The organism is Paenibacillus timonensis (assembly GCF_022427145.1).
GTDB lineage: Bacteria > Bacillota > Bacilli > Paenibacillales > Paenibacillaceae > Fontibacillus > Fontibacillus timonensis.
The window spans coordinates 1-14,545 of the sequence record NZ_JAKSXN010000028.1 but is presented as its reverse complement, the minus strand read 5'-3'; the positions used below and the strand labels follow the sequence as shown (position 1 = coordinate 14,545).

Annotated in this window: 13 protein-coding genes and 1 pseudogene; 6 read left to right on the top strand and 8 right to left on the bottom strand. The window is 53.8% G+C overall.

Annotation, left to right across the window (positions count from 1 at the left end):
* Window positions 1-179: 179 nt before the first annotated feature.
* Together MJ257_RS12505 and MJ257_RS12500 are read left to right on the top strand one after the other, a co-directional pair.
* Window positions 180-617 (top strand): LytTR family DNA-binding domain-containing protein, encoded by a 438-nt coding sequence (locus MJ257_RS12505; RefSeq protein WP_240269571.1) that lies wholly within the window; start codon window positions 180-182, stop codon window positions 615-617.
* Between the two features lie 12 nt (window positions 618-629).
* On the top strand, window positions 630-1,073 hold the full coding sequence (locus tag MJ257_RS12500; protein WP_240269570.1) for a hypothetical protein: 444 nt from the start codon (window positions 630-632) through the stop codon (window positions 1,071-1,073).
* A gap of 26 nt (window positions 1,074-1,099) precedes the next feature.
* Here MJ257_RS12500 and pfkB read toward each other — a convergent pair whose 3' ends face one another.
* The 3 genes from pfkB to MJ257_RS12485 form a co-directional block, all read right to left on the bottom strand.
* Complete coding sequence (gene pfkB, locus MJ257_RS12495) at window positions 1,100-2,017, bottom strand: 1-phosphofructokinase (RefSeq protein WP_240269620.1); 918 nt, start codon at window positions 2,015-2,017, stop codon at window positions 1,100-1,102.
* A gap of 7 nt (window positions 2,018-2,024) precedes the next feature.
* Window positions 2,025-2,774: a DeoR/GlpR family DNA-binding transcription regulator gene (locus tag MJ257_RS12490; RefSeq protein ID WP_240269569.1), complete on the bottom strand. Its 750-nt coding sequence runs from the start codon at window positions 2,772-2,774 to the stop codon at window positions 2,025-2,027.
* Window positions 2,775-2,921: 147 nt separating this feature from the next.
* Window positions 2,922-3,518, bottom strand: a complete 597-nt coding sequence (locus MJ257_RS12485; protein WP_240269568.1) for a TetR/AcrR family transcriptional regulator — start codon at window positions 3,516-3,518, stop codon at window positions 2,922-2,924.
* A gap of 323 nt (window positions 3,519-3,841) precedes the next feature.
* On the opposite strand from MJ257_RS12485, the pseudogene MJ257_RS12480 reads away from it, so the two are divergent.
* Both MJ257_RS12480 and MJ257_RS12475 read left to right on the top strand, forming a co-directional pair.
* Window positions 3,842-4,724, top strand: a pseudogene (locus tag MJ257_RS12480) (ABC transporter ATP-binding protein).
* Between the two features lie 2 nt (window positions 4,725-4,726).
* A complete protein-coding gene (locus MJ257_RS12475) occupies window positions 4,727-6,361 on the top strand; it encodes an ABC transporter permease (RefSeq protein WP_372489790.1) in 1,635 nt (544 codons plus the stop codon).
* 53 nt (window positions 6,362-6,414) lie between these two features.
* Here MJ257_RS12475 and MJ257_RS12470 read toward each other — a convergent pair whose 3' ends face one another.
* Window positions 6,415-7,044 carry an O-methyltransferase gene (locus MJ257_RS12470; RefSeq protein ID WP_240269567.1) on the bottom strand — a complete coding sequence of 210 codons (630 nt, stop codon included), beginning with the start codon at window positions 7,042-7,044 and terminating at the stop codon, window positions 6,415-6,417.
* A gap of 135 nt (window positions 7,045-7,179) precedes the next feature.
* On the opposite strand from MJ257_RS12470, the gene MJ257_RS12465 reads away from it, so the two are divergent.
* Both MJ257_RS12465 and MJ257_RS12460 read left to right on the top strand, forming a co-directional pair.
* Entirely contained in the window at window positions 7,180-8,325 is a 1,146-nt protein-coding gene (locus tag MJ257_RS12465; protein ID WP_240269566.1) for a THUMP domain-containing class I SAM-dependent RNA methyltransferase, read from the top strand.
* A 57-nt stretch (window positions 8,326-8,382) separates the two neighbouring features.
* Window positions 8,383-10,431: an LTA synthase family protein gene (locus MJ257_RS12460; protein WP_240269565.1), complete on the top strand. Its 2,049-nt coding sequence runs from the start codon at window positions 8,383-8,385 to the stop codon at window positions 10,429-10,431.
* A 220-nt stretch (window positions 10,432-10,651) separates the two neighbouring features.
* On the opposite strand, the gene MJ257_RS12455 is transcribed toward MJ257_RS12460, so the two are convergent.
* The 4 genes from MJ257_RS12455 to MJ257_RS12440 all read right to left on the bottom strand — a co-directional run bounded on the left by MJ257_RS12455 (window position 10,652) and on the right by MJ257_RS12440 (window position 14,516).
* Window positions 10,652-11,686: a LacI family DNA-binding transcriptional regulator gene (locus tag MJ257_RS12455; protein ID WP_240269564.1), complete on the bottom strand. Its 1,035-nt coding sequence runs from the start codon at window positions 11,684-11,686 to the stop codon at window positions 10,652-10,654.
* Window positions 11,687-11,808: 122 nt separating this feature from the next.
* Complete coding sequence (locus tag MJ257_RS12450) at window positions 11,809-12,918, bottom strand: glycoside hydrolase family 172 protein (protein ID WP_240269563.1); 1,110 nt, start codon at window positions 12,916-12,918, stop codon at window positions 11,809-11,811.
* Between the two features lie 54 nt (window positions 12,919-12,972).
* Window positions 12,973-13,890 carry a ribokinase gene (gene rbsK, locus MJ257_RS12445; protein ID WP_240269562.1) on the bottom strand — a complete coding sequence of 306 codons (918 nt, stop codon included), beginning with the start codon at window positions 13,888-13,890 and terminating at the stop codon, window positions 12,973-12,975.
* A gap of 14 nt (window positions 13,891-13,904) precedes the next feature.
* Entirely contained in the window at window positions 13,905-14,516 is a 612-nt protein-coding gene (locus tag MJ257_RS12440; protein WP_240269561.1) for a KpsF/GutQ family sugar-phosphate isomerase, read from the bottom strand.
* Between the last annotated feature and the right edge of the window lie 29 nt (window positions 14,517-14,545).

Here is a 14,545-nt window from a genome sequence, read left to right as displayed (position 1 = left end):
TAACCTATAAGGTTATCGTGCTTTTTTCATGAAGGCCGAACATTAGCTTGTTGATACAGCTTACCGCCCCAAAACGACAGCTTGCTGTGCATCTATTGATTACGAACCCCCTCAAAAATATACTTGAGGTGGAAAGCAGGGCCGTCTTAGAAAAAAGAAAGACGAAGGAAGGAACGCGGATGAAAATCACGATCGAATCTGTTCCCGCCGGAAATGAGCCGGAGATCATTATTCGCTGGAATGAACCTGACGAGACGCTGCTGCAGTTGATTTATTCTCTGAAATCCCACCCCAGGAAACTGATTGGAACACGCGAACTGCAAATCCACATCCTCAATCCGAAAGACGTTTATTATTTCGAATCGGTGGATAACCGGGTTTTCATCTATTGCCGGGAACAGGTGTACGAATCCAGGCTCCGGCTCTACGAAATCGAGGCGGAATATGAAAGCTTGGATTTTTTCCGGGCATCGAAATCGACCATTCTGAACCTGGCGAAAATCAAATCGGTCAGTCCTGTTCTCTATGGGCGGTTCGAAGCCTTGCTCCTGAATGGCGAAAAAGTATTTATATCACGACAGTATGTTCCGGTACTCCGACGAAAATTGGGATTATAAGGAGGGGTTCAAATGAAAATCAGCAAATATATATCCCATTTCATAAAGGATTGGTTCATAGCCAGCGGGGTTTTGACGGTAATTACCGCAATCTATATGTCCCTAAGCTCCACCGAGCGTATTTCGTCCTTATGGCTTTGGCAAATCCTGATTGGGGCTTCGGCGTTTACTTTTTACAAGTACGCTCTGGTGAACAAATATGAGCCCGCTTTGAGCAAAAAAGCCCAGGTGATCAGCTTTGCGCTTTGTTACGCGCTCGCCGCGGTCATGCTCCTATTGTGGTTATGGTTGGCGAGCCCCAATCCCATGATGGACACCGAGCAATTGTTGATGCTCATCATGGTGATCTTAGTCATTAAAGGCCTGGTATATGCCATGATGTTCATCGACGGACATAAACAGGCCAACCAGGTGAATCAGAAGCTAAGTGAATACAGAAACAGCCGGGACGAATAAGGCATTCGGCTAAACCGAAAAACGGACTAATCCACCCTCGAAATGAGGACCTGCGGGCGCAGCTCTTCAATCAACGTACGTTCGGCCAAATCGTCGGAGAAGGCGGTCGCGCTTCCCGAGGCTACGCCTGCGCGGAACGCCTCCATCAGGTCCCCGCCCATGGCGAACGTCCCTGAGAATCCGGCGATCATCGAATCGCCGGCTCCCACGGAGTTGCGCACCTTACCGGGAGGGACGTTCGCATGATAAACCTCGTTTCCGGTGATGAACAGAGCCCCTTCACCAGCCATCGAAATTAATACATGCTGCGCCCCTTCTTCAAGCAGCCGGCGACCGTAAGTTATCAACTGTTCTCGCGTCTCAATAACTACGCCAAACAGCTCGGCGAGTTCATGATGGTTCGGCTTTACGAGCAGCGGCCGGTACGCCAGTGCCCGGCGCAGCGGTTCGCCCGTGGTGTCGATGACGAATTCGGCTCCTTGCATTCGGCACTTGCGGATCAGCCGCTCATAGAAATCGCCGGGAAGCGACGGAGGCTGGCTGCCGGCCAAAATGACGAGGTCGCCTTCCCTAAGGACGGACAGCTTCTCCACTAATGCATCGGCTTCTTCCCCCGCGATGGCCGGGCCCCCGCCGTTAATCTCCGTCTCCTCGCCATGCTTGAGTTTAATATTGATGCGGGTATCTCCGCCGCCAAGGCGAACGAAATCGGCGTTAATCGCCTCATTCCGTAGAAATCCTTCAATGAAATCGCCGGTGAATCCGCCGAGAAACCCCATTGCGGTCGTGTCCGCCCCAAGCCGCTTCAGAACGCGCGAGACGTTAATGCCCTTCCCGCCGGGCAGCTTCAGGTCTCGTGTCATGCGATTCAGTTCGCCGAGCTGCAGGCCGTGTACTTCCACGATATAGTCGATGGAAGGATTCAAGGTGATGGTGTAGATCATCATATGTTTATCCTCCGATTAGGTTAGTCATATCCTCGATTGGTTTGCGCCAGCGTTCCGGAACTTGCTCCGCGATGAGCGTCGCCTGCTCCAACCCCATTATCCTGGTGAAAGCGACGTTCCCGATTTTGCTGGAATCGGCAAGCATATAGGTTAGCGAGGAGAGCTCACTCGCGCGGCGCTTCAACGCGGCTTCCTCCGGGTCTGGCGTCGTATACCCGGCATCGGGGTGAACCCCGTTCGTCCCGAGAAAACACCGGTCAAAACGGAATCGGTCCAGGTTATCCAAGGCCAAGCTGCCTACCAATGCTTTCGTGCTTTTTTTGGCCAGGCCGCCGAGCAGATAGCTTGGAATATCGGCCTCCAGCAGCGCATCCATCTGCGGCAAACCGTTCGTCACGACGGTGATCGACTTCCCTTTCAGAAAAGGGATCATCGCCAAGGTCGTCGTTCCGGCGTCCAGATAAATCGCCTCCCCGCCGCGAACCAGACCGGATGCCAACTCGGCAATCTTTTGCTTTTGGGGTACGTTTACGGCCGATTTCTCCGCCATCCCCGGCTCCAGCCCCCCGGACATGGCCGGCAACGCTGCGCCGCCATGAACTCTCCGGAGCAGCCCTCGCTCCTCCAGATCCGCCAAATCGCGCCTCACGGTAGATTCAGAAGCTTCAAGCAACGTGCAAAGCTCCTGGAGCTTGACGATCCCCTTCTCCTGCAGCCGCCGCAGAATCCGGCGATACCTCTCCTCGTTTAACATCTTTTCCCCCTCCCAACTAAAAACATCGTATCATAAACGCCGCAAATATCAATCAAAACCTTTCAAAAACGATCACATTCAACCACTTCACTCATCGCCGCATGAAAAAACTCTGCCCAAATCAGGACAGAGTCCTATTCGTCTATTCTATTGACTTGGCGCAATGCCTTTGATCAGCAATTCCGTCCATTGGGCGGTATAAGGGAGAATTTTCGAGTAGATATGCGGACTGGATATTCCTTCGACCAAAGCTTGGAAATAAATCAGTAGAAATTCATCCGAATATTTCAGATCTACCTTGCCTTCCTTACGCCCGCGATGGAATAAATCCAACATCATGCTATAGCTTTCCTTGGCATATTGCTGCATGATCAGCGATAAGCCGTCTTTGTCCTTCTTCGTAAAATAATCCATTAAATCGATATAAAATTGCTTGTTGATTTTATCCAAGTAATTGATTTTGCTCAGACTCATGGCAATGATGGTTTCTTCGAAGGGCTTGTTTTCGGCCATGATGGCTCGAGCCGTGTCCCCCATTTGAGATAAAAAATAGGTAAAAACCTCGTAGATCAGGTTTTCTTTGCTGCCAAAATACTTAAAAACCGTCGTTTTACCGACATTGGAATGTTTCGCGATCTCATCCATCGTTAGATTTTCGATCCCGGCATCGGTATTCATCAAGTTAAACGTCGCTTCCAATACTTGCTTTTTCTTCTCTTGGGTCCTCTTTTCAAAACCGTTCATTTCTCATTCCTACTTTCCAACTGTGTTGAATTAAAAATATATATGGGCTGCTTAGTTCATAACTTTCCTACATATTATTATAGACCGAAAATTGTGAATCATCAAACAAACCATAGTTCTAAATTTTGTTTTTTTAAATTGACTGGGCCGATAAAAAGAGTTATAACTGAATCTGTAAATGAACTTTGGTTTAAAACATGGCGATAAATCGCAAATAAATGAACTATTATTACATTTACAGTTCATTATTACCCGAAGTTAAGCCTTGCTTTTTAAACTGGAAAGCACGTTACTAAAACTGGTTAAGAAGGAGTTTTAGTGCTATGAAGGAAATTGTAAAAGTGCAGGGCTTACAAAAAAAAGTTCGGGAAATTCAAAGCGTTGCATGACGTGTCATTCACGGTAAACGCCGGGGAAGTCGTCGGCTTTATCGGGCCAAACGGTGCGGGGAAATCAACAACGATTCGCACTTTGCTCGGAATCATCAACCGGGATGCCGGGAATGCCAAAATCTTTGGCAAGGATGTATGGAAAGATAGTCTTGAAATTCATAAACGAATTTCTTATGTTCCGGGGGACGTGGCTCTTTGGGGCAGCTTAACCGGCGGCGAAATCATTGATTTATTTATTAAGTTGCATGGCGGCGGAGACAAAACCAAACGCGACTATTTGATTAAACGTTTTGAACTGGATCCTAAGAAGAAGGCCAAGGGCTATTCCAAAGGAAATCGGCAAAAAGTCGGCTTGATTGCGGCTTTGTCCGTCGACTCCGATTTGTATATTTTCGACGAACCGACTTCCGGTCTCGATCCGTTGATGGAAGCCGTCTTCCAAGAAGAAGTTGAAAAAATCAAACGTGCTGGGAAAGCGATCTTGCTATCCTCTCATATATTGAGCGAAGTGGAACGCCTGGCCGATAAAGTGGTGATCATTCGTCAAGGCAAAGTGGTTGAAACCGGGACATTGGACGAATTGCGTCACTTAACGCGTTCAACGGTTACTTTGGTAACCGAAGGCGATGTGGCTCGGATGGCGTCCGTTAACGGGGTCCATGATTTCAAGCAAGCCGGGAACCAAGCAACCTTCTCTGCGGATAATGCATTTATCAACGATATTTTGTCCGAAGCAGCAAAATTGGGCGTTAAGAAGTTTGAATCGGTGCCGCCTACGCTTGAAGACTTATTTATGCGTCATTATGAAGTCTAAGAGTGGGAACGGAGGAGACTGGGATGCAAGAAAAATTTGCACGTTGGGGCGCACTGTTTGTTCAATATCTGAAACGGGATTGGAAGAAGATCATCTTCTGGGTTTTAGGGATAGGTTTGTTTTCGGGCGGTTTTGTCTCCGCCTTTGAAGAAATCGGCAAGGGGCAAGGTTTGCAGGGGATGTATGAGACCTTGCAAAATCCTGCCATGATTTCCATGGTTGGTCCTACACCGGTCAAGTCCGCAGCGGATTATACTTTGGGCGCGATGTATGCGCACGAAATGTTGTTATTCTGCGGTTTGTTCGCGATGATTATCGCGGCATTGCACGTGGTAAGCCATACTCGCAAAGAAGAAGATCTTGGTCTTACGGAACTTGTACGCTCCTTTCAAGTCGGTCGTCAAGCCAATTCGCTTGCGGTGATTGCCGAGGTCGTCGTGATCAATATAGTATTAGCGCTCGTCATTGGCGGAATGATGACCAGCTTTGGCGTAGATGCGATTTCGGCCGAAGGATCCTTTTTGTTTGGCGCATCCATCGGAATGGCCGGGATCTTGGGAGCCGTAATTGCTTTAGTCATGGCACAAATTATGCCGACCTCTTCAGGCGCAACGGGGTCATCGCTCGGAATTGTAGGCTTGCTTTATATTTTCCGCGCTGGTACGGATGTATCGAATGTTGATTTCTCCATGTTCAATCCGATGGGTTGGACTTATCTGACTTATCCGTTTACAGAGAACAATTGGGTACCTCTCATTTGGGCCGCGGCCTTCAGCATGATTGTCGTGATCATCGCTTTTGTCCTTGAAGGCGGCCGGGATATGGGGGCTGGTTATTTGCCCGAACGAGAAGGTCGGGAGTCGGCAAAAAAATCATTGCTGTCCGTACCCGGCTTGTTTACCAAGCTGAACAAAGGCGTAATGATCAGTTGGCTGATTGCTTTCGTCATCATGGGAGCAGCCTATGGTTCGATTTATGGAGATATGCAGACCTTTCTTGAAAGCAATGAATTGATGAGTCAAATGTTTACGATCTCTGGCGTTTCCATCGAAGAAGCCTTCACCGGGACCATTATGATGGTCATGATCGGATTGGTTTCCATTTTGCCGATCGCGATCGTGAACAAACTTTTTGCGGAGGAATCGCGGCTGCATTTAAGCCAGCTTTATGCGACAAAAGTAACGCGTGCTCGGCTCTATTGGACGAGTGTCATTTTGGCCATCGTTGCCGGAGTCGTTGGCATTTTGCTGGCTACATGCGGACTTGGCGGAACGGCCATTTCCGCCATGGGTGACAGCTCGACGATGGATATGGAAGATTTCTTTGCTGCAGGCTATAACTTCCTGCCTTCCGTGTTATTCTTTACCGGACTTGCCGCTTTGGCTTTAGGTTGGGCTCCAAGACTAGGCAAAGCCGTTTATGCTTACCTTGGCTATTCCTTTGCTTTAAACTACTTTGGCGGCATTTTGGATTTGCCGGAATGGTTCTCGAAAACCGCCGTTCAAAGCTGGATTCCGCGAATGCCGGTAGATCCGTTTGATGCGGCAACCTTTATTACGATGACCGTGATCAGTATTGCCTTAATGGTTTTGGGCTATATGGGATATCGCAGACGGGATATGGTTGAAGGAGCTTAGCCGTCAATGAATAAGACGGGCCATTTGATTCTTGTCAAATGACCCGTCTTTGTTTATTTCACCATCGCCAGCGCCAGCCCGTCATACGCCGGCAGCAGCGTACTGATCAACCGCTCGTCCCGGGCAATCGTCTCGTTGAACCTGCGCATCGCCTGCACCGACGGCCCGTTCTTGTCCTCGTTTAGCGTCCGGCCGCGCAGCAGGATATTGTCCCCGGCAATCAGCGCCCCCGGTTTTGCTAACTTGATAGCATATTCGAGATAGTTGGGGTAGTTTTCCTTGTCCGCATCGATAAAAAAGAAATCAAATCGCTCCCCCCGTCGTTCCAGGGTTTGCAAGCTGTCGAGCGCAGGTCCGACCCTATACTCCGCAACCTGCCCGAATCCGGCCTCGCGCAAGTTGGCCCGTGCCAGCTCGGCGTTCTCCTCCTTCAGCTCCAGCGATAGGAGCCGCCCGTCCGCAGGCAATCCCCGCGCCAGGCAGATGCCGCTGTACCCGCCCAGCGCACCGATTTCCAGCACGGCTTTGGCTCCGGCCAGCTTGACCAGCAGCGTCAGCAGCCGCCCGTACCCCGGCGCGATCGAAACGTCGCGCATCCCGCTGTCCGCGATGGATTGGGTCACCCGCTCCAGCACCTCGTCCTTGTCATATAGTCCATCACCGTATTGTTCCGGCGTCAGCATCACGATCTTCCTTTCATCCGATCATTCCTTAGTTAAGAACCGTTTGTAACTTGCAGGACATTGGCCTATACTGAATTGTATGGTTTTTCCGTTATTCTCACAAGTCTAAGTGAAGCTGGAGTGATTGACTTACCTATGGCTGGACCTTTGCAATTGATCGCAACCGCCCCAATGGGCCTCGAAGCCGTGGTGGCGCGCGAATTAAAAGAATTAGGTTATGAAGACACGGTCGTGGAAAATGGGAGGGTTCATTTTTCCGGAGATTTGATCGACATCTGCCGATGCAACTTGTGGCTGAGAACCTCAGACCGGGTGCTCATCAAAATGGGCGAGTTTACCGCCGTCACCTTCGACGAGCTGTTCGAGGGCACCAAAGCGCTGCCTTGGCAGGACTTTATTCCGGTTAACGGGGAATTCCCCGTGGAAGGCCGCTCCCACAAATCGCAGCTCAGCAGCGTACCGGCTTGCCAGGGGATCGTCAAGAAGGCGATCGTCGACAAGCTGCAGCAAGCGTATCATACGGAGTGGTTTGAAGAAACCGGACCGCGTTACGTTATCGAAGTGATTTTGCTGAACGATAAAGCGTTGTTGACGCTCGACACCACCGGCCCGGCGCTGCACAAACGCGGCTACCGCAAGCACGCAACGGAAGCGCCGCTGAAGGAGACGATGGCGGCGGCGATGATCCTGCTGAGCCGCTGGAACCAAAACCCGGCGCGTCCCTTCTACGATCCATGCTGTGGATCGGGCACGCTGCCGATCGAGGCCGCGATGATCGCCTGGAACATCGCACCGGGCCTGCGGCGCACGTTTAACGCCGAGCGCTGGCCGGTCGTGCCGGAGGAACTGTGGCAGCAGGCGCGCGACGAGGCGATCGACGCGGTGCGGGACGATGTGCCGCTCCACATCGCCGGCAGCGACATCGATCCGGAGGCGATCGAGATCGCCAAGGCGGCGGCCAAAAGCGCCGGCCTGGCGAACGAAATCCAGTTCACCTGCTTGCCTGCGGTGAGAATCCAGCCGCAAGGCGATTACGGCGTCATGATCACGAACCCGCCCTACGGGGAGCGGATCGGCGAAGAGAAGGAAGTCCGCAAGCTGATCGCCCAGCTCGGGCGAGTGATGGCCGGGCTTCCGACATGGTCCTTCTTCGCGCTCACTCCGACCAAGCAGTTCGAGCACGACTTCCAGCGTAAAGCGGACAAGCGGCGCAAGCTGTTCAACGGACGCATCGAATGCCAATATTTGCAGTACCTCGGGCCCCTTCCTCCGCGCCATTAGCCGTGGGGGGAGGGTTCTCCCTTTTTACACTTGCAAGGAAAGGACTGACGATCCGATATGTTGCGTTTGACGTCGAACCGCGGCTTTAGCGGCCGCCATATCGTCTATATTTTATTTGTTGCCGCTATTTTCATGAAACTTGCCATCCTCCATAGTAACCTGCACGCCCGCTATATCGACATGAACCTGCTGGACGATTTGATCGCCATCGGTTCCGTCATGCTGGTATCGTTCTGGACGTTATGGCTGCCCTCGCGCGGAAGAGGAATCGCCTTAGGCGTGCTGAACGTGCTGCTCACGGCGTTGATCTTCGCCGATTTGGTCTATTACCGGTATTTCGGCGATTTTCTGACGGTGCCCGTGCTGCTGCAAGCCGGACAAGTCGGGGAGCTCGGCGACAGCATCCGCGGACTGATCCACCCCGCCGATTTGTGGCTGATCGCCGATTGGGCCGCCTGGGCCGCAGTGAAAATGGGGCTGCGTTTGACGCGTGGGAGTGGAAGCCGCCGGAAAGATCGGCTTCACGGCTCCTTCGGCAACGGCTCCTCCGCTTATTCCATGGGGAGCGGTTCCTTCTCCCCCGTTACCTTCGGCTCGGGAAACCGGAGAAGCGGCGGGCGGCGATTCGGGCGCCTGTTCACCGGGATTGGCGTATTTCTGCTCGGCTTTGCATTAACGATGGGGCCGATCCGTTTCTATACTCAAACCTGGGCGGTGGGACTGTTCGAGAACAACTGGTGGAACGTCTCCTTATACAACGTGACCGGCTTGCTTGGCTTCCATTACTATGACGCCAGCCGCTACCTCAAGGAACATCTCGGAGGGGGCCAAACCGTCAGCGCCAAGGAGAAGGACGAGATCCGGCAGTGGTTCGACGAAGCCAGCCAGCGCCGCCAAGCGGATAATGACCTGTTTGGCGCATATGCCGGGAGCAATGTCATCGTCATCCAGGCCGAGGCTTTCATGAACTTCATGATCGGCAAACAAATCGGCGGCCAAGAAATCACGCCGAATTTCAATAAGCTGATGGACGAAAGCCTATACTTTTCAAACTACTACCATCAAACGGGTCAGGGGCGAACCTCCGACGCGGATTTCGCCTCGAATAGCTCGCTGCATCCCCTGCCGACGGGGTCGGTCGCGGTCCGCTATCCGAATCATACGTTCGACGTGCTACCGCAGATCCTGAAGACGCAGGGCGGTTATACTGCCGAGGCTTTTCATGCCTACGAAGGCAGCTTCTGGAACCGTAACAATATGTACCAAGCGATGGGTTACGACCGATTTTACAGCAAAAAAGACTTCCAGATGGACGAGCCCCTGGGCTGGTCGCTGGGAGACAAATCTTTTTTCAAGCAGTCGTTAGAGGTAATGGCTCAGGAGAAGCAGCCCTTCTATTCCTTCCTAATCACATTATCCAGCCATCATCCGTATTCGCTGCCGGCTTCCGTGCAGGAGCTGGACACCGGCGAGTTTAAAGGCACCATCTTCGGCGATTATTTGCAGGCCGTGCATTACGTGGACGCCGCGCTTGGGGAGTTCGTAGAGGGCTTGAAGCGGGAAGGCTTGTGGGATCATACGATTTTGGCGTTTTACGGGGACCACGACAATTCGATCACCGATAAAGCGGTATATGAGCAGTTCCTGGGCAAAACGCTGAGCGATCTCGACATGCACCAGATCCTGAATCAGGTGCCGCTGCTCATTCACCTGCCGGACGGCAAACATGCCGGCGTCGATTCGGAACCTGCCGGACAGCTTGATCTGACGCCGTCGCTGCTGCATTTGCTGGGCATCGCCACGGATTCTTACTACCTGATGGGCAACAACCTGTTTGCCGCCACCGGGTCCGATCGCGCTGCGGATCGACTAGTCGTTTTACGTTCCGGGGCTTTTACGGACAGCGAGCTGTATTACATCCCGTCCGCCGACAACCTGTTCGCCAACGGCACCTGTTACGATTTGGCCAGCCGCAAGCCCGGCGAGATCGAGCCGTGCCGTGCGCCGCACGAGGAAGCGAAGAAGCGCCTGCGGATCTCGGACGAACTCATCGCTTCCGATTTGATTGCGGACTTCCGCAAGGAGGCTCAAGGAGCGGGGCGGTGAGGACGAGAGCAGGCTGCGGGATAGCGGTAAAATAGGGCGTTATTTCGCCCAATCGTTGATCGCCCCGCAAAATAGCGCCATTTTTTGGCGTTATGGGGGTGGTCGAGCGGCAAAATCCCCGCTTAATGGACGTATTTGCCGTCAAATAGAGCCCAAAAAGTCCGCTATTCTCGGCTAATGAAGTAAAATGGCCGAAATAGCGGACTTTTTTTCCGTTATATCAGGTTTCTCTCTTCCCGAAGCCTGCCGGCTTTACACTCGATTCACGAACGACGAGTTTGGGCCGCAAATGTTCGTTCTCGATGGGCCGATTGTCCCCGTTCATCCGGTGAACCAGCATTTGCGCCGCCGTCCGTCCGATTTCCTCCGCCCGGAGGGAAACCGACGTTAATTTAGGGGAAGTGCGGGCAGAGAGGCTCAAATTATCCATCCCGGCGAGCAGCAGGTCTTCAGGGACGCGAATCCGTTTCTCTTCGCAGGCGCGCAAGAAGCCGTAGGCCATCAGGTCATTGGCGCAGGCAACGGCCTCCGGAGGCGGATGGCTGCCGTTCAGCAGGGACAGGCCAGCCAAATAACCGCCTTGTTCCGTATAGTCGCTTTCTCGAATCCAATCGGCGCACAGCGGTAGACCCGCCTCCTGGAGTCCCTCGCGGTAACCTTCGTAGCGTTCCCGGCCGGTTTGCTCTTGCAAACGGCCGCCAACATACCCGATGCGGCGGATGCCCTGGCTCGTGAAGTGGCGCACCACGTCTTTGATCCCCAGCTGCGTGTCGACCCAGACATAATGGAAACGGTCTTTCCCGGCGGGCGAAACGTATTGGTTCGTCAGTACGACCGGCGCATGCAGACGGTTCAGCAAACCGATATTCTCCTCGCAAAAATCGAAGGAAACCATGATCATGCCGTCGGCGTATTTTTCCCGCAGCAATTGGATCGCCCGTTTCTCTTCTTCGAGCCGGTTTTTCGTGTCCATCAGGATCAGCAAATATCCGTACGGGTCCAGTACATCGTTGATGCCCTGGATCATATCGAAATAAAAAGGGTTGCACATATCCGGAACCGTAAACAATACTTTGTTCGATACCCGTGTTTTCAGCATTTTGGCGGATTGGTCGGGGGCATAATCCAATTCCTCCGCCGCCTGTATGATCCGCTTCCGGGTTTCTTCCTTGCAGTATCCGCGGCCGGACAACGCGCGTGAAACGGTGGACGGGGAGACGCCCAGTTTCTCCGCGATATCGTAAATTGTCGCCAAATGATCATCCCATTCTTTGAAATCGCTACCATTATCTATACCATATTTTAGAATAGAACCCTCATCGAAGCAATCGACGGTTGCGCAAACAAGCGGCCATCCCTGACGGATGGCCGCTGTGCTTACGGATTTTGGTGCGCAAATTGCTGTCGGTTTGATTCCTCGTCGAACGGCAGGATGTCCGGCAGCGGCATGCGGTCGTTCACCTTCGGCAAAGGCGCAAACGGCAAATGCGGCTCGGACTGGTACCAATAGGCCGTGGACGAGAGATCGTCGCTGCGGTGGTTGTTGTGCCCGTGCTCGATCGTCACTTTGATGCTTTCGTCGAACATGACCGGGTCTTGAATATGGTAGCGGTACACGGAGATTTTCCCGCTCCAGTTGGGTCCTCCGCCAAGGATGATGCCGTGGTACGGCGTGCAGACTTCCTGCTGCGGGCACCAGGCTGTATTGAAGTAATCTTCGGTACCCGTTCCGTGCAGGGAAGGCGGCCACGGCTCGCCGTCGATAAAAATCATGTCGTCGCCTTCGCCGTACCAGTTCCATTCCCGCGTCTCCCGCAGGTTGTGGATGTTCAAATTGCAACCGACGTAATGGCCTTTGCCATGCGCTTCCAGGATGACGTAGTTGCCGTCCCCGGTCGTGTTTTTGCCGCCGAATTCAAAAAACGCGTTATCGACGTCCTTGTCGGGAATCCCATCCGTCGGGCATTCGCGATGCCATTTGGCATGAAAGCGCAGTTCATCTGCCGGCAGGCTTTCATACGCTTCGTAATCGACGTAAAAATAAAACTTGATCGTCTGCTCCGCTTCGCTTTCCACGGTGATCCGCGCGCCGGAAGCGAACGGCATCGGAAAATAGCTGACGAACGCCTTTCCGTCCTCCGGGCTCATCATCAGGCAAGCGGAGGTGTAGTTTCTTGTGATCCCATGGCCAAGTCCGAAAAAATCGCCGATCGGCGCTTCCACGCTGGGTTCGGTTTCGCCGTCCCAATATATGCGCAGCACGATTTTGCGCGGCAGGAACGTTTCCTCCACCGGAGCGTCGGTCGCCATCGTCATCCAGATATGCTTGATGCAACCCGCGCCGGAGATCCGGCAAATTTCGGCGTTGTCCCCCGGTTTGATGCTGAAATAGTCCTTGTTGCCCCCCGAGCGGTCGTAACTGGACGCCCGCTTGCTTTTGCCTTGGCGCCTGCGGGAGAGGCTAGACAAGTTTTGCACGATCTCCATGTTGTGATCCCTGCCTTTATAGGTTTTGTCAGCCGAATTCGGCCATCCAAGTTGCTAGGTTCTGCTCTTGAGAAAAGCCTCCACTTCCTCGCGGCGGGGCAGCGAAGGAATCGCCCCCCGCCGGGTGACGGTCAACGCGCCGACCGCGTTGGCATACCGCACGGCCTCCGGGACCGAAGCGCCGCGCAAGAGCTCCACGGCGAGAGCCCCGTTAAACGAGTCGCCGGCCGCCACCGTATCGACCGGCTTCACCGGGAAGCCTTCCACGCTCGTAAAGCCGTCGCGGCCGGCGATCAACGCGCCTTTTTCCGCCAGCGTCACGATAACGTAACTGACTCCGCGATCTAGCAGCCTCTGCGCGCCCCGCCGGACGTTTTCGAGCGAATCGGCAGGTATGCCCGTCAGCAGACTCAGCTCGCTTTCGTTTGGCGTCAAATAAGTGACCTTGCGCAGTAGCTCGTCGCTCAACGCCCGCGCGGGAGCCGGATTCAGGATGCAAGGCACGCCATACTTCCGGGCCAGCTCCGCGGCCTGCTCGATGACGGAAATATCCATTTCCAGCTGCATCACGAGCATTTGCGCGTTTCGAATGAGCGGCTCCAGCTCCCGAGTCTCCTCCGGCGTAAACTGAAGGTTCGCTCCGGGGACGACGATAATGCGGTTTTGTCCGTTGCCGTCCAATACGATTGAACCGACGCCGGTCGGCGCATGCGCATCGGTCAGGATATGGCCGACATCGATCCCCTCCTGCTCCAGCACCGCCCTCATCTCTTCGCCGAACGGGTCGTTGCCGAGCTTGCCCGCCATCGCCACCGAAGCGCCGAGCCGGGCGGCCGCGACCGCCTGGTTGGCTCCCTTGCCCCCCGGGAACCGGTCGAAGCTGTTGCCGATAATCGTTTCCCCGCCTTCCGGAGCCCGGTTGGCCCCGATGACGAGATCCATCATGAAGCTGCCGATCACCATAATGCCCATGCCTGCGCTCCTCCTTACGAATGGATGTCCGAACCGGTGTTCTTCCGGGACAACTGGTCGCCCAGGCTGCCTCCGGGGTGAAACAGATGGAAACTTTCCTGGGTGAAGCCTTTCACTTTGCATAACGTAACAACCAAGGCGTCGCCGACGGCCAGTTGCAGGAGGGCGCTCGTGGTCGGCGCCAGCCCGAGATGATCGGCTTCCCGTTCGTAGTTGTAGGACAATACTGCGTTACAACGGCGGCCCAGCGTGGAATTTTGGTTTTTGGTGATCGCGATGCAAGGCGAGCCGATTTTTTCGATGATGCCGAGCACGTTCAGCACCTCCGCCGTTTCGCCGCTATTGGACAGCAGGATCACCACGTCTTTCTTTTCGATCATCCCGCTGTCGCCGTGCACCGCTTCGGCGGAATGGACGAAAAATGCCGGCGTCCCCGTGCTGGATAAGGAAGCCGCGATTTTTTTGCCGATGTGGCCCGATTTGCCGATGCCCGTTACGACGACCTTGCCTGTGCAGTTTTTCAGCATCTCTACGGCTTTCACGTATTCTTCGCTGACGTTTTGGCTGGTCAGATACAGCGCGTGGGCTTCGTTCTCCAGCGCCTCCCGCACCCATTGGTCAATCATGTTTTCTCTGCTCCTTTCGTCTATCCGAA

Bases quoted from the DNA above. Each gene is read 5' to 3' on its own strand.
- MJ257_RS12505 (WP_240269571.1), top strand. From the start codon at position 180: ATGAAAATCACGATCGAATCTGTTCCCGCCGGAAATGAGCCGGAGATC.
- MJ257_RS12500 (WP_240269570.1), top strand. From the start codon at position 630: ATGAAAATCAGCAAATATATATCCCATTTCATAAAGGATTGGTTCATA.
- pfkB (WP_240269620.1), bottom strand. From the start codon at position 2,017: ATGATCTACACCATCACCTTGAATCCTTCCATCGACTATATCGTGGAA.
- MJ257_RS12490 (WP_240269569.1), bottom strand. From the start codon at position 2,774: ATGTTAAACGAGGAGAGGTATCGCCGGATTCTGCGGCGGCTGCAGGAG.
- MJ257_RS12485 (WP_240269568.1), bottom strand. From the start codon at position 3,518: ATGAACGGTTTTGAAAAGAGGACCCAAGAGAAGAAAAAGCAAGTATTG.
- MJ257_RS12470 (WP_240269567.1), bottom strand. From the start codon at position 7,044: ATGCTGACGCCGGAACAATACGGTGATGGACTATATGACAAGGACGAG.
- MJ257_RS12465 (WP_240269566.1), top strand. From the start codon at position 7,180: ATGGCTGGACCTTTGCAATTGATCGCAACCGCCCCAATGGGCCTCGAA.
- MJ257_RS12460 (WP_240269565.1), top strand. From the start codon at position 8,383: ATGTTGCGTTTGACGTCGAACCGCGGCTTTAGCGGCCGCCATATCGTC.
- MJ257_RS12450 (WP_240269563.1), bottom strand. From the start codon at position 12,918: ATGGAGATCGTGCAAAACTTGTCTAGCCTCTCCCGCAGGCGCCAAGGC.
- rbsK (WP_240269562.1), bottom strand. From the start codon at position 13,890: ATGGGCATTATGGTGATCGGCAGCTTCATGATGGATCTCGTCATCGGG.
- MJ257_RS12440 (WP_240269561.1), bottom strand. From the start codon at position 14,516: ATGATTGACCAATGGGTGCGGGAGGCGCTGGAGAACGAAGCCCACGCG.